This is a genomic window from Streptomyces sp. CA-106110 (assembly GCF_050936285.1).
Taxonomy (GTDB): domain Bacteria; phylum Actinomycetota; class Actinomycetes; order Streptomycetales; family Streptomycetaceae; genus Streptomyces.
On the sequence record NZ_JBNJNB010000001.1, the window covers coordinates 8,216,177 to 8,236,851 of the forward strand.

Annotated in this window: 17 protein-coding genes; 11 read left to right on the forward strand and 6 right to left on the reverse strand. The window is 72.9% G+C overall.

Annotated features, from left to right (window positions below):
- The first annotated feature begins 43 nt into the window (after positions 1-43).
- A complete protein-coding gene (locus ACQEXA_RS37870; RefSeq protein WP_432927313.1) occupies positions 44-1,711 on the forward strand; it encodes an ATP-binding SpoIIE family protein phosphatase in 1,668 nt (555 codons plus the stop codon).
- An 82-nt stretch (positions 1,712-1,793) separates the two neighbouring features.
- On the opposite strand, the gene ACQEXA_RS37875 is transcribed toward ACQEXA_RS37870, so the two are convergent.
- The 3 genes from ACQEXA_RS37875 to ACQEXA_RS37885 all read right to left on the reverse strand — a co-directional run bounded on the left by ACQEXA_RS37875 (position 1,794) and on the right by ACQEXA_RS37885 (position 6,354).
- Positions 1,794-2,831: a rod shape-determining protein gene (locus ACQEXA_RS37875; protein ID WP_432927311.1), complete on the reverse strand. Its 1,038-nt coding sequence runs from the start codon at positions 2,829-2,831 to the stop codon at positions 1,794-1,796.
- A 732-nt stretch (positions 2,832-3,563) separates the two neighbouring features.
- On the reverse strand, positions 3,564-4,913 hold the full coding sequence (locus ACQEXA_RS37880) for a carboxyl transferase domain-containing protein (protein WP_433132286.1): 1,350 nt from the start codon (positions 4,911-4,913) through the stop codon (positions 3,564-3,566).
- Complete coding sequence (locus ACQEXA_RS37885) at positions 4,906-6,354, reverse strand: acyl-CoA synthetase (RefSeq protein WP_433132288.1); 1,449 nt, start codon at positions 6,352-6,354, stop codon at positions 4,906-4,908. The genes ACQEXA_RS37880 and ACQEXA_RS37885 overlap by 8 nt, the downstream gene beginning before the upstream one ends.
- A 235-nt stretch (positions 6,355-6,589) precedes the next feature.
- Between ACQEXA_RS37885 and ACQEXA_RS37890 the strand changes: the two genes are divergently transcribed.
- Positions 6,590-7,504 carry an ATP-grasp domain-containing protein gene (locus ACQEXA_RS37890; protein WP_432927305.1) on the forward strand — a complete coding sequence of 305 codons (915 nt, stop codon included), beginning with the start codon at positions 6,590-6,592 and terminating at the stop codon, positions 7,502-7,504.
- Here ACQEXA_RS37890 and ACQEXA_RS37895 read toward each other — a convergent pair.
- Positions 7,458-7,985 carry a hypothetical protein gene (locus tag ACQEXA_RS37895; protein ID WP_359403724.1) on the reverse strand — a complete coding sequence of 176 codons (528 nt, stop codon included), beginning with the start codon at positions 7,983-7,985 and terminating at the stop codon, positions 7,458-7,460. The two genes, ACQEXA_RS37890 and ACQEXA_RS37895, sit on opposite strands and share 47 nt — an antisense overlap.
- A 327-nt stretch (positions 7,986-8,312) precedes the next feature.
- Here ACQEXA_RS37895 and ACQEXA_RS37900 point away from each other — a divergent pair, with 327 nt between their 5' ends.
- From ACQEXA_RS37900 to ACQEXA_RS37930, 7 genes are all read left to right on the forward strand, one after another.
- Positions 8,313-9,086: an IclR family transcriptional regulator gene (locus ACQEXA_RS37900; RefSeq protein WP_360996663.1), complete on the forward strand. Its 774-nt coding sequence runs from the start codon at positions 8,313-8,315 to the stop codon at positions 9,084-9,086.
- Complete coding sequence (locus tag ACQEXA_RS37905; RefSeq protein ID WP_432927302.1) at positions 9,083-9,928, forward strand: SMP-30/gluconolactonase/LRE family protein; 846 nt, start codon at positions 9,083-9,085, stop codon at positions 9,926-9,928. Before ACQEXA_RS37900 ends, ACQEXA_RS37905 begins: the two co-directional genes overlap by 4 nt.
- A gap of 487 nt (positions 9,929-10,415) precedes the next feature.
- Positions 10,416-11,642 (forward strand): acyl-CoA dehydrogenase family protein, encoded by a 1,227-nt coding sequence (locus ACQEXA_RS37910; protein WP_432927300.1) that lies wholly within the window; start codon positions 10,416-10,418, stop codon positions 11,640-11,642.
- Between the two features lie 5 nt (positions 11,643-11,647).
- On the forward strand, positions 11,648-12,880 hold the full coding sequence (locus ACQEXA_RS37915; RefSeq protein ID WP_433132290.1) for a CaiB/BaiF CoA transferase family protein: 1,233 nt from the start codon (positions 11,648-11,650) through the stop codon (positions 12,878-12,880).
- Positions 12,877-13,659: a crotonase/enoyl-CoA hydratase family protein gene (locus ACQEXA_RS37920; RefSeq protein ID WP_432927297.1), complete on the forward strand. Its 783-nt coding sequence runs from the start codon at positions 12,877-12,879 to the stop codon at positions 13,657-13,659. Before ACQEXA_RS37915 ends, ACQEXA_RS37920 begins: the two co-directional genes overlap by 4 nt.
- 67 nt (positions 13,660-13,726) lie before the next feature.
- Positions 13,727-14,704: a 3-hydroxyacyl-CoA dehydrogenase NAD-binding domain-containing protein gene (locus tag ACQEXA_RS37925; protein WP_432927295.1), complete on the forward strand. Its 978-nt coding sequence runs from the start codon at positions 13,727-13,729 to the stop codon at positions 14,702-14,704.
- The gene (locus tag ACQEXA_RS37930; protein ID WP_432927293.1) at positions 14,701-15,606 is read left to right on the forward strand and encodes a 3-hydroxyacyl-CoA dehydrogenase; all 906 of its coding nucleotides are present in this window, start codon (positions 14,701-14,703) and stop codon (positions 15,604-15,606) included. Before ACQEXA_RS37925 ends, ACQEXA_RS37930 begins: the two co-directional genes overlap by 4 nt.
- Here the strand turns inward: ACQEXA_RS37930 and ACQEXA_RS37935 are convergent.
- Positions 15,603-18,587 carry a beta-galactosidase gene (locus tag ACQEXA_RS37935; protein WP_433134719.1) on the reverse strand — a complete coding sequence of 995 codons (2,985 nt, stop codon included), beginning with the start codon at positions 18,585-18,587 and terminating at the stop codon, positions 15,603-15,605. The genes ACQEXA_RS37930 and ACQEXA_RS37935 overlap by 4 nt on opposite strands.
- A gap of 63 nt (positions 18,588-18,650) precedes the next feature.
- Here ACQEXA_RS37935 and ACQEXA_RS37940 point away from each other — a divergent pair, with 63 nt between their 5' ends.
- Positions 18,651-19,109, forward strand: a complete 459-nt coding sequence (locus ACQEXA_RS37940; RefSeq protein ID WP_432927292.1) for an RrF2 family transcriptional regulator — start codon at positions 18,651-18,653, stop codon at positions 19,107-19,109.
- Positions 19,110-19,121: 12 nt separating this feature from the next.
- Here the strand turns inward: ACQEXA_RS37940 and ACQEXA_RS37945 are convergent, their stop codons facing one another.
- Positions 19,122-20,177: an FAD-dependent monooxygenase gene (locus tag ACQEXA_RS37945; protein WP_433132292.1), complete on the reverse strand. Its 1,056-nt coding sequence runs from the start codon at positions 20,175-20,177 to the stop codon at positions 19,122-19,124.
- Here ACQEXA_RS37945 and ACQEXA_RS37950 point away from each other — a divergent pair.
- On the forward strand, positions 20,110-20,667 hold the full coding sequence (locus ACQEXA_RS37950) for an ATP-binding protein (RefSeq protein WP_433132294.1): 558 nt from the start codon (positions 20,110-20,112) through the stop codon (positions 20,665-20,667). The two genes, ACQEXA_RS37945 and ACQEXA_RS37950, sit on opposite strands and share 68 nt — an antisense overlap.
- The last annotated feature ends 8 nt before the right edge of the window (positions 20,668-20,675 follow it).

Sequence of the window (20,675 nt, forward strand, 5' to 3'; positions counted from 1 at the left end):
GATGACAGCACAGCCACCCAGGTACATCCTCAGGACGGCCACCATGACCCCTTTCACTCCTCCACACACCGACGGGTGCCCGGCCAGGCCCGCGGGGGACCCGCTCCAGCTCGCTCAAGGCCTCGCGGACGCGGCGGTGCCCGGTCTGGCCGACCTGGCTGCCGTCGAGCTCTCGGACACGGTCCGGTGCGGGGAACGGGCCTGGCACGGAGCGCAGAGCGCACGACCCACGTTGCGGCGCGCCGCCTTCCGCTCGGTGCACTGCCGTGGATGCCGTCCGGCCTATGCGGTCGGCGACGCGAGCAGGCTGCCCGCCAAGACTCCGTACCGCAAGTGCGTCAAGGACCTGCGGCCTCGCATCGTCCGCGACCTGGGCTCCCAGCCCCGGTGGCTGGCACGTGACCCGGACCGCGCCCGGCGGATCGAGGAAGCCGGGTTGTGCTGCATGATGGTCGTCCCGCTGACCGTCCAGGGCCTGGTTCTCGGACTGGCGACCTTCTACCGGCGCGCCGGTACTCCGCCGTTCCGGGAGGACGACCTGCGGGCGGCCACCGAACTCGCGGAGCGCACGGCCCGCGGTCTCGACCTGATGCGACGCCGCATCGAGTGGGAGGACGCCGGACGGGAGCTGCAGCGCTCTCTGCTGCCGGAGGAGATGCCCTCAGTGACCGCGGCGCCCGCCATCGGCGGACAGGTTTCGTCCGGCGGATCCGCCGGTGCGTGGTTCGACGCCATCCGACTCCCGGGCGCACGTCTCGCCCTCGTGGTGGGCGTGGCAGGCGACGAAGGCCTCGGCGCGGCGGCCCGGATGGGATGGCTGCGGGCGGTGATCGGTGCGCTCGCCAGGCTGGACATGGCGCCTTCGGAGCTTCTGGCGCGGGTGAACGGCATCGCCGCGGACAGTCCCTCGCCACCCTCGCCGCAGGGCTGTTCCACGGCCGCCGACGACGAGCCGGCGGGCGCCGGGGACCACTGTCTGTTCCTGGTCTACGACCCGGTCAACGGGCGCTGCACGGTCTCACGGGCGGGCAACGTCTGTCTTCAGGTCGTCACCGCCCAGGGCAGGGTCAGCACCCCCTACCTGCCCGAGCACCGGCCGCTCGGCTCCTCGGACGAGCTCTTCGAGGAGTGGGAGTTCCAGGTCCATCCGGACAGCGTCCTGCTCCTGGGCAGCAGCGGCGAGGCACCCGAGCCCGCTCCGGAGACACGCTTCGGGCCGACCTCGCGGGCGGTGCCGAGCTGGTCCGGCCACCCGGTCCAGGCGGTCCTCGACGACTACGCGCGCGTGCTGCTCCCCGACCACTGCCAGGCACTGCTGGCCGCCCGCACCCGGGCGCTGGACTCCCAGGACATCGCCAGTCTGCGGCTGCCCCACGACCTCGCGGCCGTCGTGGTGGCCCGTGCCTGGACCCGGCGGCAGCTGCAGGCCTGGGACCTCGACGGCCTCGACTTCAGCACCACGCTGCTGGCCAGCGAGCTGGTCACGAACGCCATCCGCTACTCGACCGGCCCGGTGGAACTGCGCCTGATCCGGGACCGCGCCCTGGTCTGCGAAGTGTCCGACACCAGCAGCGCGGCCCCGCACCCCAGGCATCCGAAGGCCGGTGACCAGGGCGGGCGCGGCCTGCTCATCGTCACCGAGATCGCCGAGGCGGTCGGGACGCGCTACACCTCACAGGGCAAGATCGTCTGGGCTGAGCAGGCCCTGTGACGCCGTGGCGGAGGACGGCGCGGTACGGCGACGGTCCACGAAGGGGTGCCGTACGGGCACCGGGGCGCGGGCCCCCTTCGGGTCAGGCCGCGAGCGGATTGAGAAGCAGTGGCTGGATCCTGCCCTCCAGCATCTCTCCCAGGCCCTGGACCGCACAGATGTCCGGTCGCTCGGCGATGTGCACGGGCATACCGGTGGCCTGGCGCAGCATCTGGTCGAGGCCCGGCAGCAGGGCGCTGCCGCCGACCATCATGATGCCGCGGTCGGCGAGGTCGGCCACCAGGTCGGGCGGGCAGTCCCGCAGTACCTTGCCGATGCCGTCGAGGACGGCGGTCAGCGGGGTCTGGATGGCGTCCCGTACCGCGGCGGTGTCGACCAGCACGGAACGCGCGAGTCCCGTCGCCACGTCGCGCCCGAGGATCTCGGTGGCCGCGGGTCCGTGCGGGGTGAGCCCGTTGCCGGAGAGGGCGAGCTGCAACGGCCGTACCGACTGGCTCGGCAGCATCAACGCGTGCTCGTGCCGCAGATGTTGCACGATCGCGTGGTCGACCGCCTCGCCCCCGACGGGGATCCGCTCCGCGGTCACGATGTTCCCGAGCGACAGCACGGCGATCTGTGTGGCGGCCGCCCCGCAGACCATGATCATGGAGGCCTCGGGCTGCTCCACCGGCAGCCCGCACCCCACGGCGGCCGCGACCAGCGTGTCGACGAGCTCCACCCGCCGGGCGCCCAGGCCCACCAGCGTCTCGATGGCCGCGCGCTGCGCCAGCGGGTCCGCGTCGTGGGGCGTGCAGGCCGCCGCCCGCAGCCGGGGCTTGCGGCGCAGGCTCCGGCGCAGCTTCTCGCCCAGCAGCTGGCGCAGCATCCGCTGGGCCATCTCGATGTCCACGACGGTGCCGCCGGACACGGGCCGCGCCACGCGGATGTAGGCGGGAGTACGCCCTGTCATCTTCTCGGCGAGCTCACCGACCGCTATCAGCGCACCGGTCCGGGTGTTCACAGCGGCGGCGCTGGGCTGGTCCACCACAAGCCCGGCCCCCTTGACGTAGACACGGGTCCGGGCCGCTCCCAGGTCGACGGCGAAATGGCAACGGCGCAGCTGGTCCAGACTGACGGTCATGGCGGTACCTTCCGAGAACAGACCGCGGGTGGCCGCCGGGTGGCGGGCCTCTCCTTCAGCATCGTGCGCCGGACGGAAGGACCTCGCCCCTTGAGAGGGGCCGGGCGGGTTCACCCGGACGGGTGAACTGGGGTGCGTCGCGCCCCGGGAAGCTTGCGCCCGCGCTCCCCTGCCACCGCGCGCTGACCTCGGCATCGAAGCCTGTGCGGCCGCTTGTGGAGGAGTCTCCGCGTCTGTCGGTGGAGGAGTTCCCGCGCCTGCCCGCGGAGGAGTCGCCGCGCCTGTCTGCAAGCGGGGCCGCCGCGGGTGCCTAGGCAGGGGGTCCTCGCGACTCTTCGCGGAGGAGTTCTCGCACCCGCGCGCAAGCCGGGCCGCCACGCTCCCCGTCGTGGAGCTCCCGCGCTCGTTCGCAGCGGAACACCCCGCCCGCAAGCGGAGCCGCCATGCCTCCCCGCTGTCGGGCTCCCGATCCCGCCCGCAGTGTGGAGCCCCCGGCCGCAAGCGGTGCCCGGCAACGGCCCTCGCGCCTGCTTGAGGTAGGGCCCCCGCGGTCGCCGGCAGTGGAGCCTCCCGCGCTCGTCCGCAGCGGAACACCCGCGCCCGCCCGCAAGCGGAGCTCCCGGGCCTGCAAGCCGAGCCCCTCAACGGAGTCCCCGCGCCTGCCCGCCGTGCAGCCCCCGCGTCCACTCGCAAGTGGAGCTCCCCTGCCCGCCCGCGCCGGTGTTCCGTGGTTCACCCTGGTGGGGCGGTCTCGGTGGCTGCGATTCCCTGTACCACTCCCAGCTCCACCAGGTCCTGGGGGCGCAGGCGGAGCTGGTCCGCCGTGGTGTGCACCTGGTCGGCCGGGCGCTTGAGTATCGCGGCCGCCAACTCCGGTGCGATGACGGAGAAATAGCTGTCAGGTGCGACCCAGGTGCGGTCGGGGGCGGCCAGGGCGAGCGCGCCGCCGGAGCCGCCCTCGCCGATCACCAGCGTGGTCACGGGCGTACGGGCGGTGGCGACCGCGGTGAACAGATCCGCGATGGCGGCGCCCACGCCCTGCCGTTCGGCCTCCGCGTCGTTGGCGGCGCCCGGGGTGTCCACCAGCGTCAGTACGGGCACGGACAGGGCGTCGGCCAGGCGGATCAGCCGGGCGGCCGTGCGGTATCCCGCGGGGCGGGTCGCGGCGCCGGTCTGGGCGGCGTACGCGATCGTACGGCCGTCATGGATGCCGAAACCGCACAGCATGCCCTCCGCGTCCCTGCCACCGCTGCGGTCGCCGCCGACGGCCGCCCGGCGGGTGAAGTACGCGTCCAGGTAGGCCCCGGCGCGCGGGCGCTCCGGGTCGCGGGCGCGCCGCACGGCGTCCCAGCCGGTGGCCGGCAGGTCCGGCGCACCGAGCGCGGCGGGTACGGGCGCCGGCTCGGCCGAGGGAGCCGTCAGCAGCCGCAGCCACAGTGTGACCGTCTCGCGCAGTTGCTCGGGCGGTACGACCGCGTCGACCGTGCCGGCCGCGAGCTGGGCCTCCGCGGTGTACGCCGCCGGGTCCGCGTCCGGCGGGCGTACCCGGGAGCCCGCGAAGCCGACCTGGACGCCCGGCAGGGCCAGCACCACATCGGCGCCTGCGCCCAGCGTGGCCCAGCCGCCGCCGGTCGTCGGGTCGCGCAGGACGGCGAGTTGCGGCAGCCCGGCCGCACGGGTGAGCGCCGTCTGCCGGGCCACCCGCTGGAGCTGGGTCAGCGCGAGCATGCCCTCCTGCATCCGGCTGCCGCCTGTCGCGACCAGCGAGACGACCGGCAGCCGGTGCTCACGGGCGTACCTGTGCGCCGCCTCCAGGCGGTCCCCGGTGCGCTCGCCGAGGGACCCGCCGAGGAAGCCGAACTCGAACGCGATCAGTACGGCCGGGGTGCCGCCGACGGTCGCCCGGCCGCAGACGACGGACTCCGCCTCGCCGGTGCGTGCGGCGGCGCGGGCGCGCGAGGCGTCGTAGCCCGCCCACTCCAGGGGGCCGTCCGGGTTGGACTCCCGCACGGGGTGGGGGAGTTCGCCGAAGTCCTCGGTGACGAGGGCGAGGGCCTCCCGCGCGGTCGGGCGCTCAGGCATCGCCCAGCGCCCGCTTCATGATCTTGCCCATGTCGTTGCGGGGCAGGGCCTCCAGGTACCGCACGACCCGCGGGCGCTTGTGCGGGGCGAGCCGGCGGGCCACGTGGTCGGCCAGCTCGTCGGCGCCGGGCGGGGTCGCGGGATCCACCGGCACCACCCAGGCGACGATCCGCTCCCCCAGATCCTCGTCGGGCTCCCCGGTGACGGCCGCCTCCCGTACCCCCGGGTGTTCCAGCAGGGCGTTCTCGATCTCACCGGCCCCGATCTTGTACCCGCCGCTCTTGATGAGGTCGGTGGCCTTGCGGCCCACGATGCGTACGTACCCGTCGGCCTCACGGACCGCCATGTCGCCGGTGCGGAACCAGCCGTCGGCGGTGAACGCGGCGGCGGTGGCGTCGGGCCGGTTGAGGTACCCGGTGAACAGGTTCGGGCCGCGGACCTGGATCTCGCCGACCGTCTCCCCGTCGTACGCGGCGATCGGCGAGCCGTCCTCCTCGACGAGCCGCAGCTCGACCCCGGGCAGCGGCACACCGACCGTGCCCGGGCGCGCCTCCCCGTCCGCGCGGACACTCGTGTTCATCAGGGTCTCGGTCATCCCGTAGCGCTCGATGACCCGGCGGCCGGTCGCGGCGGCGATCCGTTCATGGTCGTGCACGGGCAGCGCGGCGGACCCCGAGACCAGCAGCCGGGCGCCGGCCAGCGCCTTGGCCAGCCCCGGGTCGCCCGGCAGCGCCTCCGCGATCCGGTGGTACATCGTCGGCACGCCGAACAGCATGGTCGCCCTGCCGCCGAGCTCGCGTGCCACGCCGTCGGTGCTGAAGCGTCCCAGGTGCCGGACGGACCCGCCCCGCCGGAGCGGGCCGAGGATGCCGAGAACCAGCCCGTGCACATGGAACAGGGGCAGCCCGTGCACGAGCACGTCGTCCCCGGTCCACTGCCAGGCGTCCGCGAGCGCGTCGAGCGTGGCGGCCACGGCGCGGCGGGGGATGACGGCGCCCTTGGGCGGGCCGGTGGTCCCGGAGGTGTAGACGACGAGGGCGGGGTCCTCGTCGGCGGCATCGGCGGGCGCGTACGCGCCGGCGTCACGCACATCGACATCGACGCGCTCCAACTCGCCCACCGGCCCGGGAAGTTCGTCGCCGGGGGCGGCCAGCACCAGCGAGGGCGCGCTGTCCGACAGGATGTGCAGCAGCTCGCTCTCCCCGGACTTCGGGTTGAGCGGTACGACGGTCAGACCGGCGCTCAGCGCGGCCACCACACCGACGGCGGTCTCCAACGAGGGCGTGGCCCACACGGCCACCCTGGCCTCCCCGCCGATCCGCCCGGCGAGCGCACCCGCCGCCGCGGCCAGTTCCGCGTACGTCAGGGCCCTTTCCCCGAAGCGCAGGGCGGGCCGCCGCCCGGCCGAGGACTCGGTCAGGGCCGGAAAGAGGGAGGACACGCGGAGCACTCCTGGGGTCGAAGCGGACGTACGGACTCAAGGACCGTTCCTACACCAGAGTGAGCGAAAACCCGCTCGGGTGGTGATGGACACCTCACTTCGCCCGGTCCCGGCCGACGTGGGCGAGCCACCCAGGGGTCGTGCCCTGACAGCCGCCGCCCATATGGGGTGCCGCGGCTCCCCGGCCCGTTGTTAGCCTGCGCGCAGCAATCGTCGCCCGAACAGGAGTCCAGACGTGCCCCGCACCGATGCCGCCCGAGTCGCGCTCGTCACCTGCCGCCCCGGGCCGGACGTCTCTGCGGACCGCGATCTGCCCGGCCTGGTGACGGAGTTGAGGGCGGCCGGGGCCGGGGCCGATGCCGTGTACTGGGACGACTCGGACGTCGACTGGGCGGCGTACGACCTGGCCGTGATCCGCTCCACCTGGGACTACAGCTGGCGGGCGGCGGAGTTCACGGGCTGGGCCGAACGGTGCGCGAAGGCCACACGGCTGGTCAATCCGGTGGAGGTCGTGCGCTGGAACACCGACAAGCGGTATCTGGGGGAGCTGGCCGCCGCGGGCGTCCCGGTCGTCCCCACGCGCTATGTCGCTCCCGGCGATCCCCTCGACCTGCCCGGGGACGACGAGTACGTGGTCAAGCCCACCTCCGGCGCGGGCGCCCGGTTCGCCGCCCGGTACACGCCCGGGGAGCACGCCACCGCCGTACGGCAGCTCGAGCGGATGCACGCGGAGGGGTTCACCGCGATGGTGCAGCCCTATGTGAAGGGCATCGACGCCGGCGGGGAACGGGCGCTGCTGTTCTTCGGCGGACGGTTCCTGCACGCGAGCCGGAAGGGCGCCGTCCTCGTGCCCGGCACTCTGTACGACGAGAAGAAGGTGGCCCACCCCGGCGTGGAACCCTGGGACCCGACCACGGCCGAACTCGACGTCGCCCGGCGCGCGCTGGCCGCCGTACCGGGCACACCCGAGCTGCTCTACGCCCGTGTCGACCTCGTGGACGGGGCGGACGGGGGGCCGTGCGTGATGGAGCTCGAACTGGTCGAGCCGAACCTGTTCCTCGACCTGCACCCCGGATCGGTGCCCGTGGTCGTGACGGAGATACTCAAGGCTGCCCGCGGACACCGACCCGCTGCAGCAGACCCCAGGTGAACTCCGCGGCGCACGCCCGCCGTTCGCCCGACGCGTCCGGCGCGGTGAAAGCCAGCCCCCAGCGCGTGGGTGCCGTACCCTCCAGCGGGCGGGCCGGGGCGAAGGCGCGGGCCACCTCGTCGACCGTGCAGGACCAGGGCGTGAGGTCCCGCACGCTCTCCAGGGCCGGTGCGGTGGCGCCCGGGGCGCGCACCAGCCACTCGTTCCACACCACCCCGTTCGGTGCCACCAGGATCTCGAAGCGCAGGTCCGGCCAGAGCGGCACCGGCCACAGCACGGCCTCGCAGTCCAGGTCGCCGATCCGGCGGGGCTGCGTCGACTCGGGCTCGCCGAGCACCGAGCGGTACCGGGAAGCGGCCGGCCGGGGACGCGGCGAGCGGACCATCGCCTGCCACCGCTTGTTGGCCTCACGCATGTCGGCGATGGACACGCCCAGCGTGCGGCGGGCGTTCTCGACCAGGTCCGGATTGTGGTCGGCCATACGGCGCAGCAGGACCAGCTGGAAGTCCAGGGCGCCGAAGGGATGGGAGGTCCGGGTCACGAGCGTTGCCGACAGCCTTGCGTCTCGGTCGAGGGTCTACGCGCCCCACCGTACTGCCCGCCCGGCCTTCCGGGCGGCAGTGCCGGACGAAGCCCGCGAGAAGGGTTTCGGGCCCATCCCCGGCACCCCGTGACCCGGGGGCGGGCGGCCCCGGACCACCGTCGCACGCACCGCACGGCCATTGCCCGGCCAAGCCCACTGTGACTAGCCTGTGTTCGCCATGCCGATCACCAGTTGAAATTTCGAACACAGGAGAGGGGGCCGGTCGTGGGACGCCTCGTACCTGCCGTGACCCGGGCTCTCGACATACTGGAGCTCTTCCTCGACGGGGACGGGACGCTCTCGGCCCCCGACATCGTGCGCAAGCTCCAGCTGCCGCGCACCACCGTGCACGAGCTGGTCACCACGCTCGCCGCCCGCTCGTACGTCGTCCCGGTGCCGGGCCAGCCGGGACGCTACCGGCTCGGCGTGCGCCCGTATCAACTCGGCAGCCGCTACGCCGAGCAGCTGGACCTCGCCGCCGAGGGCCAGCAGGTCGCCCGGTCCGTCGCCGAGACCTGCGACGAGACGGTGCACGTGGCGATCCTCGAGGGCACCGACGTCATCTACATCGCCAAGGTCGACTCCACGCACGCCGTGCGCATGGTGTCGGCGGCCGGCCGCCGGCTGCCCGCCCACTGCACCTCGGTCGGCAAGATGCTCCTCGCGTCCCTTCCCGAGCAGGAACTGGCCGCGCGCATCCCGGACGGTGCCGAGCTCGCCGCGATGACCCCGAACAGCATCACGGACGCGACCGTCCTGCGGGAGGCCCTGGGCGAGATCCGCGCCCGCGGCGTCGCCGTGGAGACCCGCGAGTCCAACCCCGACGTCAGCTGTGTCGCGGCACCGGTGCGCGACCGCACCGGGCAAGTGGTGGCCGCTCTCTCCATCTCCGTCCCGATGATCCGCTGGAGCGACGAGCGCCGCGGCGAACTGGAGCAGCTCGCCAGGAAGGGTGCCGGGGAACTCTCCGAGCGGCTCGGCCACCGGGGTGCCGCATGAGGGGGTTCGAGGTCGCCGTACGCGCGGAGGCGGCCCTCGGCGAGGGGCCGACCTGGGACACCGGCGCCCGGCGGCTGATCTGGGTCGACATCCTGGGCTCGCGCGTGCACACGTACGACCCCGCCTCCGGGCACCGCATCGTCATGGCGACCGAGCAGCATGTGGGTGCCGCCAAGCCGCGTGTGGGCGGCGGCCTGGTGGTGAACCTCCGGGACGGCGTCGGCCTCTACGGGCCGGGCGGCCGTGACTTCCGCTGGCTGCTCCGCGAACCCGTGCCCGGCCGCCGTGCCAATGACGCGGCCGTCGCCCCCGACGGCTCGCTGTGGGCGGGCACCATGCGCTACGACGAGGCGCCCGGCGGGGGCTCGCTGTCCCGCATCGCCCCGGACGGCACGGTGCGCACGGTGCTGGACGACGTCGCCGTCAGCAACGGCACGGGCTGGAGCCCCGACGGCCGGCTGATGTACTACGTCGACTCGCCGACCCGGCGCGTCGACGTCCTGGACGTCGGCGACGACGGACTCCCCCTCGATCGGCGCCCGCTCGCGCGGGTCGACCGCGGCTTCCCGGACGGGCTCGCCGTCGACGCCGACGGCTGCGTCTGGGTCGCCCTGTGGGACGGCGGGGCGGTCCACCGCTACACCCCCTCCGGAGAGCTGGACCGCGTACTCGAACTGCCCGTGCCCCGGCCCACCGCCTGTGCGTTCGGCGGGGCGGACCTGGCCGACCTCTACATCACCACGGCCCGCACGGGTCCGGACGCCCCGCATCCGCTCTCCGGCTCGGTGCTCGTCGTACCGGGCGCCGGAACGGGCCTGCCGCAGCCGGCCTTCGCCGGCTGACACCCGCTCCAGGGTCCCGTGCGGCGGCGGGGCGGGGCCGCGTTCCCCCGCCTCGCCGCCGTTCCGTCCCTCCCCGGGAGGGCCTCATGGCCCGCACCGGGCACCCTGTCGCGCTCACCGAAGCCGGGGCCCGCGCCGACCCGGTGCGGGCCGGCCCCACCAGGTCGCCGGGACCACCGCGGCACGGCGGCATCAGCGCCGTTCTCCACAGCGCCGTCCCGAGCGCAGCCCTCGCCCCCCTGTCCGGGAAGGCGATCCCGGTTCGGGCAGCCGGTCACCAGGAAGGTCCCGGCCTCTCCCGCACGGGGCGGGCGGCGGGCCACTGGGGTGGTCGGCGGCGACATCGGCACCCGCGGTCGGCGCGGGTCCGGGCAACCGGCCCCGGTTCCGCGTTCAATACGCGCCAAGAACCGATACGCCGGGCAGGGAGAGCGCTGACGGGCGCGGATCTCCGAGCCATGCCCCGCAGCGCTTGAGGGAGATTGCGATGAGCGGCACCACGACCTTGCCCACACCCTCCGGCCCCTACCTGGACAAAGGGCTGCTGCCCGCGGACTTCTACGCCTACGAGGAACTGCTGTCGGACGGGGAGCGGGGGACGATCGAGTCCATCCGGGAGTTCCTGCGCACGCAGGTGGACCCGATCGTGGACGACTACTGGGCCCGGGCCGAGTTCCCCTTCCAGCTGGTGGAGGGCTTCGGGCGGCTGGGGCTGCTGGACTGGGCGGACCCGGACTCCTCGGAATCCAAGCCGAGCAACCTCCTCGCGGGCTTCATCGCGCTGGAGTTCGGGCACGCCGACGCATCCATGGCCACGTTCTTCGGTGTGCACACGGGTCTGGCCATGGGCACCATCCTCACCTGCGGCTCGGAGGAACAGCAGCGCCGCTGGCTGCCGGCGATGAGCCGCTTCGAGAAGATCGGCGCCTTCGCGCTGACCGAGCCGCACGGCGGCTCCGACGTGGCCGGCGGCCTGCAGACCACCGCGCGCCGGGACGGCGACGGATGGGTCCTGGACGGGGCCAAGCGGTGGATCGGCAACGCCACCTTCGCCGACCTGGTCGTCGTCTGGGCCCGTGATGTCGAGACCGGTCATGTGCTGGGCTTCGTCGTGGAGAAGGACACCCCCGGGTTCACCGCGACGAAGATCGAGCACAAGATGGCGCTGCGGATCGTGCAGAACGCCGACATCGTGCTCGAGGGCTGCCGCGTCCCGGAGGCCAACCGGCTGCAGAAGGCGAACTCGTTCAAGGAGACTGCCGAGATCCTGCGCCGGACCCGCAGCGGGGTGGCGTGGCAGGCGGTGGGAGTGATGTTCGGCGCCTACGAGATCGCCCTGCAGTACGCGAAGGAGCGCGAGCAGTTCGGCCGCCCGATCGGAGGCTTCCAGCTGGTGCAGGACCTGCTGGTGAAGATGCTCGGCAACGCCACGGCCTCGTGCGGGATGGTGACGCGGCTGGCCCAGTTGCAGGACGCCGGGGTGTACCGGGACGAGCAGTCCGCCCTGGCGAAGGCCTACTGCACGGTGCGCATGCGGGAGAACGTGGGGTGGGCGCGGGAGCTGCTGGCCGGCAACGGCATCGTCCTCGACTACAAGGTCGGCCGCTTCGTCGCCGACGCCGAGGCCCTCTACTCGTACGAGGGCACGCGGGAGATCCAGACCCTCATCGTCGGACGTGCCGTCACCGGCGGCCTCAGCGCCTTCGTGAAGTGATGGCCATGACCATCGAATCCGTCTTCACCGGCCTGAAGGTGCTCGACGCGTCGAGCTTCATCGCGGCACCGGCCGCGGCCACCGTGCTCTCCGACTTCGGAGCGGACGTCATCAAGATCGAGCCACCGGGAGCGGGCGACCCTCAGCGGGGGCTGAGCTCCGTACCCCCCAGCCCCCGGGCACAGGCCAACTACAGCTGGCACCTCGCCAACCGCAACAAGCGCGGCATGGTGATCAACCTGAAGTCCCCGGGGGCCCCCAGGATCCTGAAGCGCCTCGTCGAGTGGGCCGACGTGGTGATCACCAACTTTCCGCACGGCACGCGCGAGAAGCTGCACCTCGGCTACGACGAGATCGCGGGCTGGAACCCGAAGGTCGTCTACGCCGACATCACGGGCTTCGGGGATGCCGGGCCCGACGCCGGGCAGCCGGGCTTCGACCTGACCGCCGCCTGGTCGCGCAGCGGGCTGCTGGCCTCCACCCGGGACGCGGGAGCCCCGCCGACCGTGCCGGTCTGGGGCAGCGGCGACTACATGACGGCGATCGCGATCTACGCCGCGATCGTGACCGCCCTGTACCGCCGCGAACGGACGGGGCAAGGGGCCAGTGTCGGGACCTCGCTGCTCGCGACGGGCGTCTGGGCCACCGGAACGCTCGTGGCCGGCGCGCTCGCCGGCGGCACGCCGTTCGAGCTGCACGACCGGAAGGCGCCGGCGAACCCGCTGATCAACCCCTATCTGACCGCGGACGGTGAGTGGTTCATGCTGGTCGCCTCACCCCCGCACTGGCCGGGACTGACGCGGGCCATCGGACACCCCGAGCTGCTCGAGGATCCCCGTTTCGCGGACACCGAGGGCTTCGTCAAGTACGCCGGCGCGCTGGCCGAGCTGCTCGACGCCGAGTTCCGCTCACGGCCCTTCGCCCACTGGAAGGACGCTCTGGCCCGGGAACGCGTCACCTTCAGCCTCATTCAGACACCGGAGGAGGCCGTGCAGGACCCGCAGCTGCGCGTGAACGACATCGTCGTGCCGCAGGAAGGGGTCACCGGGCTGGAGGAGACCATCAGCAGTCCGGTCAATCTGCGAGGCGTGCCGAAGATCCCGGCGAAGCGGGCACCGGACCTGGGCGAACACACCGACGAGATCCTCACCGAGCTGGGATTCGGCCCCGACGAGATCGCCGAACTGCACGCCGAGGGAGCGATTCCCGGCGCGCCGGAAGGGGAGGCGTCGCGATGAGCACGGCTTCCGGAGCGCCGGGCGTGGTGCTGCACGATCGCCGCGCCGGAGTGCTGACGATCACGATCAACCGCCCGCAGCAGAAGAACGCCGTGGACCACGAGGTCGCCGTACAGCTCGGGGCGGCCGTGGATCTGCTCGACGGGGACCCGGAGCTGACGGCCGGCGTCCTGACGGGCGCGGGCGGGGTGTTCAGCGCGGGCATGGACCTGAAGGCATTCGCCAGGGGTGAGCTGCCGGTGCTCCCCGGCCGGGGATTCGGCGGACTCACCCGAACGACCGTGCGCAAGCCGTTGATCGCCGCGGTCGAGGGCTGGGCGCTCGGCGGTGGCTTCGAGATGGTGCTGGCCTGCGACCTGATCGTCGCGGCGGAGGACGCCCGCTTCGGGTTCCCCGAGGTCATGCGCGGGCTGGTGGCCGCGGAGGGCGGACTGGTCAGGCTGCCGCGCCGCCTGCCGCACCACGTGGCGATGCGTGTGCTGCTGACGGGGGAGCCGCTGACCGCCGCCGAAGGCAAGGAGCACGGCCTCGTCAACGAGCTGACCCCGTCCGGCGCCGCGCTCGGCGTGGCCCGCGAACTGGCGGAGCGCGTCGGGCGGAACGCTCCGCTGGCGCTCGCGGCCGTCAAGGAGGTCGTGCGCGAGACGCAGAGCCTGAACGAGAGCGACGCCTTCCGGCGGCAGGACGAGCTCACGAGCGGGGTGTTCGCCAGCGAGGACGCGCAGGAAGGCGCACGGGCGTTCACCGACAAGCGCGCCCCCGTCTGGCACGGCCGCTGATGCCGGCCAGGCCGGCCGATTCCTTCCCCCGTAGCCCGCGTACGACTTCCAGGAGCAGTGACCAGCCATGAATGCGCACAGAACCGTCCGCCGCGTGGCGATCGTCGGGACCGGCACCATCGGTGCGAGCTGGGCGACGCACTATCTCGTCCGCGGCTTCGACGTCACGGCGACCGACCCCGCCCCCACCGCGGAGACGGCCCTGCGGTCGTACGTGGCGGCGAAATGGGACGCGGCGGCCTCCATCGGGCTCGCACCCGACGCCTCGCCGGAGCGCCTGAGCTTCACCGCGGACCTCCGCCAGGCACTCGGGGACGCCGATTTCGTACAGGAGAACGCACCGGAGCGCCCGGAGCTGAAGGTCCGGCTGTTCGCCGACATCGACGATGCCACGCCGCCGGACGCGATCATCGCGTCGAGTTCGTCGGGCATCACGATGAGCGTCATCCAGGCCGAGTGCCGTCATCCGGAGCGGACCGTCATCGGCCATCCCTTCAACCCGCCGCACATCATCCCGCTGGTCGAGGTCGTCGGCGGGACGAGGACCGCGCCGGAGACGATCCGGGAGGCCATGTCGTTCTATGCCGCGATCGGCAAGAAACCGATTCACCTCAAGAAGGAGCTCCCCGGGCACGTCGCCAACCGGATCCAGGAAGCGCTGTACCGCGAGGTCGTCTATCTGGTCCAGGAGGGAGTGCTCGACGTGGCGGACTCCGACGACGCGGTGTCCTGGGGGCCGGGGCTCAGATGGGGAGTCATGGGCCCCCATCTGCTGTGGCATCTCGGCGGAGGAGAGGGCGGCATCCAGCACTTCATGGACACCCTCATGCCGCGGATGGTGGAGTCCTGGCAGCACCTGGGCACTCCCGAGTTCACGCCCGAGCTCAAGGAGACGATCGTGAACGGCGTCCTGGAGGAGGCGGGCGGCCGCTCGATCGACGAACTGGACGCCCGGCGGGACGCGATGCTGTCCGCCCTGCTGGCCGTGCGGGCCGAGCACGAACCGTCCGCCGCGGCCGGTCGCCCGGCGGAGGAAGGACCGTGACCCGGCGCCAGGAAAGACTGTTCGTGCTCGAGGCCAGCAGCGACGGCCGCCTGTTCTCCGTCAACCCCGACGGCTCAGCCAAGAAGGTCCTCGTCACCGGGTGCAGGATCCCCGACGGGGTCGCCGTCGACGTGGTGGCCGGGCACATCTACTGGACGAACATGGGTTTCCCGCCGGAGAACGACGGCTCGATCGAACGAGTGGACCTGGACGGAGGCAACCGGACGACGATCGTGCCCAGCGGCGTCACCCACACGCCGAAGCAGCTCCACCTCGAGGCCGCCGGCCGCAAGCTGTACTGGGGCGATCGCGAGGGCATGCGCGTGATGCGCTGCGACCTCGACGGCTCGCACCTCGAGACCCTGGTGCAGGCAGGACAGGGCGAGGACGACCGCCGCGACGAGACGAAGTGGTGCGTGGGCGTCACGGTCGACCCGGCCGCCGGACACCTCTACTGGACGCAGAAGGGCCCGAGCGACGCCGGATTCGGGAGGATCCTGCGGGCCGGGATCGGCCTGCCCGCAGGGGAGAGCCCGGCCGAACGCGGCGACATCGAGGTGCTGTTCGACGGTCTCCCGGAGCCCATCGACCTGGAACTCGACCTCGCCGAGCACATGCTGTACTGGACGGATCGAGGGGACCCGCCGCGCGGCAACACCGTGAACCGCGCTCCGACGGACCCGCCGGGCGGCCGGCGGACGCCCGAGATCCTGATGACCCACCTGATGGAGGGCATCGGCATCGCCCTCGATCCGGACGGCGGCCGTATGTACATCACCGACCTGGCCGGGAACGTCTACGCCGCCGGTCTCGACGGATCGGGCCAGAGGGAGATCCTCATCCTGCAGGGCAACCTCACCGGCATCGCCCATGCCGTGCTGCCCCGCGGGACGGCGGTCTAGGCCGCGCCCGTCGGGCCGGGAGAGTCCACCCGGGTCACCGGGACTCCTCCGGACGCCCGGCCGAGCAGCGTCAGCTCCACCGCCCCCGGGCCCGACGGCGTCGTCCCGTCGCAGAGGACCGCCAGAGCGAGCGTGTTCTCCCCCCGGGTGTCGAGCACCCCGTTCGGCAGCACGAAGGTGTGCTGCGGACCCACGTCGTTGATGTACTGGCCCATGTTCCAGCCGTTGAGGAAGATCTGCACCCGGTAGGCGCGGTCCGGGTCGTCGGTGAGGGTCAGCCCGATCGACGCGTCCGTCCCGGGATCGACCGCGAGCCGGAATCCGGTCCGGTACCAGACCACGCCCTGTAGCCGCTCGGCCCGCGGCAGAGCGACGGACTGCCAGTCGCCGTCCGCGAAGCCAGGCAGATGCCAGCCGTGCCGCTCCCCGTACAGCCCGCCGTTGTTGAGCGGGCCGCGCACCGGATCGGGCGCCGCCCCGCCCTGGATCCGCCACCCGACCCTCGGCGACGCGCCGCCGAAGGACACGGATACCAGTCCCCGTCCCGCCTTGTGGGTGTCGTCGGCCCGGCCGTCCTGGTCGTGCTGCATCCGGCGGACGAGGACGGACAGGACGTGGGACTCCTTCTCCTTGCCCACCGCGGGCCCCTTCTCCGGCGGGAGCGGGAACGTCGCCGTCGCCGCCCATGTCGCCTGCCGCACCGTCTTCTTGTCCGGCACGGGCATCCGGTGCGTGCCCAGCGGCTCTCCGTCCAGCCACGCCATCAGCAGCCCCTGGGTGCCGGTGACATACGAGAGCGAGACCGACCCGGCGTCCGCCGCGTCCTCGAAGCGGCCCCGGTACCAGACGTCCCCGTAGTGGAAGCCGTAGTCGTCCGCGAAGAGGACGGGTGCTCCCGCGGGCACGGGTGTCGTGCTGTAGGAGGACGTCCGGTCGGCCGTCCGCCATGCCGAGTCGTCGAAGCCGGCGGCCGACTCGGGGTTCTCGGCCTTCCGCCGCCACCCGGTCAGCGCGGGCAGCCGGACCGGTCCCGCACCTGGCAGCCGCCGGGTGGCGCGCAGACTGCCGGAGGCGGTGACGCGTGCCGGCACGGGCCGCCCGTTCCAGACGACCTCCGTCACCCCGCGCGGTACCCACACCTCCAGGTCCGCTTGCTCGACGGTGTCGCCGGTCAGGCGCGCGGCCGTGCCGCGCAGGACGGCGGTGCGCAGCAGCGCGGGCCCGTACACCAGGAGGGAGCCCGACGGGGTGTCATGGCGCCACAGCCGTACGGACGTCTGGTCGTCGGCGAGGAGCAGCAGCAGCGGTCGCGGCACTCCTCCGCCCTCCACCAGCACCCGGGTGAGACCGCCGAGCCCGGCGTCCACGTGCAGCGCCCCGTCCCGGTACTCGTACAGGGCATCGCCTTCGAGCACGGTGACGGACGGTTTGCTCGCGCACTCCAGGACGGTCTGTGTCGCCTCGCCGGAGCGGCCCGTGAACACGGCGACGTCCTGGCGGCCCGCGGTCAGGCACAGCATGGGCTGGGCGGTGGAGTGGCGCAGGGTGCGCGGGCCGAGGGAGAGGCCGGTGGTCAGCAGCCGGGCGTCGCGGCCGGGGAGGGCCACGCGGACGGTGGTCCCGGAGAGAGGGACGGCGGCGACGGCCTCGGTGGAGGTGTCGTTCCGCAGCACGTAGACGTGCGCCTTGGTGTCCGGGTTGACGAGGTGATAGGCCCTCAGGCCCGGACCGCCGCCGGCATCGATGTCCTCGGCGCGGTCGAGTTTGGCCAGATCCGGCACGCTGCACAGCAGATGGCCGAGCTGGTGCATCGGGACCAGCTTGGCGGTCGGCTGCCGGGCCTCGTCCAGCGCGGCCCCGTAGTCGTACGACGTGTAGACGACCGGCGCGGGCAGCCAGCCCCATGAGGTGCCGCCGAAGGTCATGTAGACGTTGTGGACCTTGATGCCGTTGGCGAGGTTGGTCAGGTAGAACCGCCGCTCGTAGGCCGCGTCCCGGGTGCGGCGCGACTCCGCGTACCCCTTGCCGTCGAACTCGGCGCCGCCCCACGGATCGAACCAGCCGCCCCCGAACTCGGCCAGGAACCCAGGGGTGTCGGGGCTCGCGGTCGACCCGCCCTTGGTCCCTCCGGGGCCGAAGTACCCCCAGTCCGGGGGCACCTGGAACGGCGATGGGTAGCCGTCGAAGGCGTACAGCCAACGCCCTTGTTCGCCGCCGCCCGTGTCGAAGGTGCCGGGCGCCCAGTGGCCGTTCCTGCCCTTGTCGTTGTGGAAGAGCGGCACGTCGACGCCGTCCGCGCGCACCTTCCGGTAGAGGTGGGCCATGTAGTCGCGGCCCGTCGCCTCCGTGACGTGGTTCGCGTACTCGTTCTCCAGCTGGTAGAGGACGATGGTGCCGGTCCCCTTGGTGTACAGGTGCCGGACGGCGATCCGGTTCACGGCGGTCAGCCACTCGTCCACATGCCTCAGGTATGTGGGGTTGGCGGTGCGGGCCGTGCCCTCGGTGGCGGTCAGCCAGCCGGGGAAGCCGCCCGCGTCCACCTCGGCGTTGATGTACGGGCCCGGGCGCAGGGTCACGTACAGCCCCGTCTCGGCGGCCGTGCGCAGGAACAGGTCGAGGTCACGCACGCCCGTGAAGTCGTATCTGCCGGGGGCCGGGGAGTGGTAGTTCCAGGAGACGTAGACGCTGATCGTGTTGTAGCCGTGGGCGCGCAGTTTCTGCAGGACGTCCCGCCAGAGTGAAGGGCTCGGCAGCCGGAACGGATGCACCTCGCCGGACCACAGCACGACCCGTCTGCCGTCGACGATCATCGAGTACTTGTCGAAGCCCACCGAGTGGTCCCGTCCGTCCGCACCCGGCGGCTCGGGGACAGGACCGGTCGGCGCGGTGACGGCGGCGCACTCCTCACCGCTCCCGCCCAGCGAAAGGCCGAGCGTGGCGGTGCCGACGAGCGCGCTGAAGGTACGTCTGCTCAACACCAGGACAGTCTCCTCACGGGCGCGGCTGCCGACATTGTGGCCGGTGACAGGCATCACAATGAGCGTATGAGGATCTCGGCACGGGCGGATTACGCGGTACGGGCGGCACTGGAGCTGACCGTGCGCCAGGGCGGCGATCCGGTGAAGGCGGAGACCGTCGCCTCCGCGCAGGACATCCCGCACAAGTTCCTGGAGGGGATCCTCGGAGATCTGCGCCGCGGCGGCCTGGTCGACAGTCGGCGCGGCGGCAACGGCGGTTACCGGCTGGCGCGCCCGGCCGACGCGATCACCGTGGCCGACGTCATCCGCGCGGTGGACGGCCCGATCGTCTCGGTGCGCGGCGAACGCCCGAACCGGCTCGCCTACACCGGGCCCGCGGAGCCGCTGCTGCCGCTGTGGGTCGCGGTCCGGGCGAACGTCCGCCGCATCCTGGAGGGCGTCACCCTCGCGGACATCGCGACGGGCACGCTGCCGGCCCCGGTGCGGGCACTGGCCGAGGAACCCGCGGCCTGGGAGAACCCCTGACCGGAACCCGGACTACGAGGCGCCGCCGCTCATCATCGCGACGAGGTTCCGTACGGGGTCCGGGCCGAAGAGGAGAGCGAGGCCCTCGGCCGACTCGGCGGCGGCCCGCTCGACGCGCGGGAACAGGGCGTGTTCGTACGCGGAGAGTGCGGCTTCGGGGTCGCCGGGGTGCCCGGCGAGCGCCGTGGCCAGTTCCGCGCCGTCCTGCATCGCCGCGTTCGCGCCCTCGCCCGCGAACGGCGACATCAGACGGGCCGCGTTGCCGAGAAGGGTCACCCCGGGCGTGCGGTTCCAGCGGTGGCCGACCGGGAGGGCGTGGATCTGACGGGGGGTCGGCGTGCCGTCCGCGTCGGCGACGAGAGCACGCAACCGGTCGTCCCAGCCCTCGAAATACCCCAGCAGTTTCGCCTTGGCAGCGGCCGGGTCCGTGAAGTCGATGCCGGGCAGCCAGTCCTCGGGGGCCTTGACGGCCACGTACGCGTGGATCGAGCCGTCGGTCTCCAGGTGCGTGAGGAAGCCCCTGCCGTCGGCGAGCGAGAACATCATCCCCCCGCCCAGGAGTTCGGCCGTCGCCGGATGCCGCACGGCCGCCTCGTGCAGGTCCGTCTCGACGAAGGAGACGCCGGTGTAGGCGGGTACGGCCGGGGACAGCAGCGGGCGGATCCGGGACCAGGCGCCGTCCGCACCGATCGGCATCCGGCGCCCCAGCTCCACGGACGCGACCGTGTGCTTGGAGAACCGCACCAGTTCGCCGAACTGGTCCCGACTGAGCCCCGCGTGCTCCCGTAACGCCTGCACCACCGCCCCGAACGTCCGCAGACTGTCCGAGGACTCCGGCTCCCCGCCCGTACCCGTCGCACCATCGACCACCGTCAGCCACCTCCCGCGGCCATGGTCACGGAAAGTAACTGGTACTGTCCAGTCGGTGAACGCGTACGCTGCCGCAGCGTACGTGCTGTCGACCTGGTGAAGTGCCCCTCCCGCCCGCCAGATTGGGCGCATGACCGCACCCCCCACTCCCCAAGGCCCGGTTACCGTACGTGTGTTCGCGCAGCGCCTCAGCGCCATCCCGCGCGGCGCCCGGCTGGCCCGGCACCTTGCGCTGAACCAGTTGCACACCTGGGGCGTCCCGCACGGGACGGACACTTCCGAGGCCGCCGCCGTGATCGTCGCCGAACTGGCCGCGAACGCGGTGACGCACGGCCGCGTACCCGGCAGGGACTTCGAGTTGCGGCTGTCCCTGGTCACCGGCAGCGTCCGGATCGAGGTGAGCGACACCCGGAGCGGGCCGCCGCACCCGTCGGCGCCCGGTGCGGTGCGGTCACCGGCAGCCTTGGCGGAGAGCGGCCGCGGGCTTGTGCTCGTCGACGCGCTCGCGGACCGGTGGGAGGTGCTGGACCGCGAGCCGCCGCCCGGCAAGACCGTGCGCGTCGAGATCGATCTGCCGAGCGGGTGGAAGCCCTCGGCAGAGCAGTCCGACCGGCCTGGGGCGTCTCTGCGGGCACACGGCACCCGTCCGGCTCGCGCCGGGTGGGCGACGGAGGGTCGGTGGGGGTGAGGGGCGGC

What these genes read in the sequence shown, in the direction of transcription:
- ACQEXA_RS37870 (WP_432927313.1), top strand. Translation starts at nt 44, where the DNA reads ATGACCCCTTTCACTCCTCCACACACCGACGGGTGCCCGGCCAGGCCC.
- ACQEXA_RS37875 (WP_432927311.1), bottom strand. Translation starts at nt 2,831, where the DNA reads ATGACCGTCAGTCTGGACCAGCTGCGCCGTTGCCATTTCGCCGTCGAC.
- ACQEXA_RS37880 (WP_433132286.1), bottom strand. Translation starts at nt 4,913, where the DNA reads ATGCCTGAGCGCCCGACCGCGCGGGAGGCCCTCGCCCTCGTCACCGAG.
- ACQEXA_RS37895 (WP_359403724.1), bottom strand. Translation starts at nt 7,985, where the DNA reads ATGGCCGACCACAATCCGGACCTGGTCGAGAACGCCCGCCGCACGCTG.
- ACQEXA_RS37905 (WP_432927302.1), top strand. Translation starts at nt 9,083, where the DNA reads ATGAGGGGGTTCGAGGTCGCCGTACGCGCGGAGGCGGCCCTCGGCGAG.
- ACQEXA_RS37910 (WP_432927300.1), top strand. Translation starts at nt 10,416, where the DNA reads ATGAGCGGCACCACGACCTTGCCCACACCCTCCGGCCCCTACCTGGAC.
- ACQEXA_RS37915 (WP_433132290.1), top strand. Translation starts at nt 11,648, where the DNA reads ATGACCATCGAATCCGTCTTCACCGGCCTGAAGGTGCTCGACGCGTCG.
- ACQEXA_RS37920 (WP_432927297.1), top strand. Translation starts at nt 12,877, where the DNA reads ATGAGCACGGCTTCCGGAGCGCCGGGCGTGGTGCTGCACGATCGCCGC.
- ACQEXA_RS37925 (WP_432927295.1), top strand. Translation starts at nt 13,727, where the DNA reads ATGAATGCGCACAGAACCGTCCGCCGCGTGGCGATCGTCGGGACCGGC.
- ACQEXA_RS37940 (WP_432927292.1), top strand. Translation starts at nt 18,651, where the DNA reads ATGAGGATCTCGGCACGGGCGGATTACGCGGTACGGGCGGCACTGGAG.
- ACQEXA_RS37950 (WP_433132294.1), top strand. Translation starts at nt 20,110, where the DNA reads ATGACCGCACCCCCCACTCCCCAAGGCCCGGTTACCGTACGTGTGTTC.
- ACQEXA_RS37945 (WP_433132292.1), bottom strand. Translation starts at nt 20,177, where the DNA reads ATGGCGCTGAGGCGCTGCGCGAACACACGTACGGTAACCGGGCCTTGG.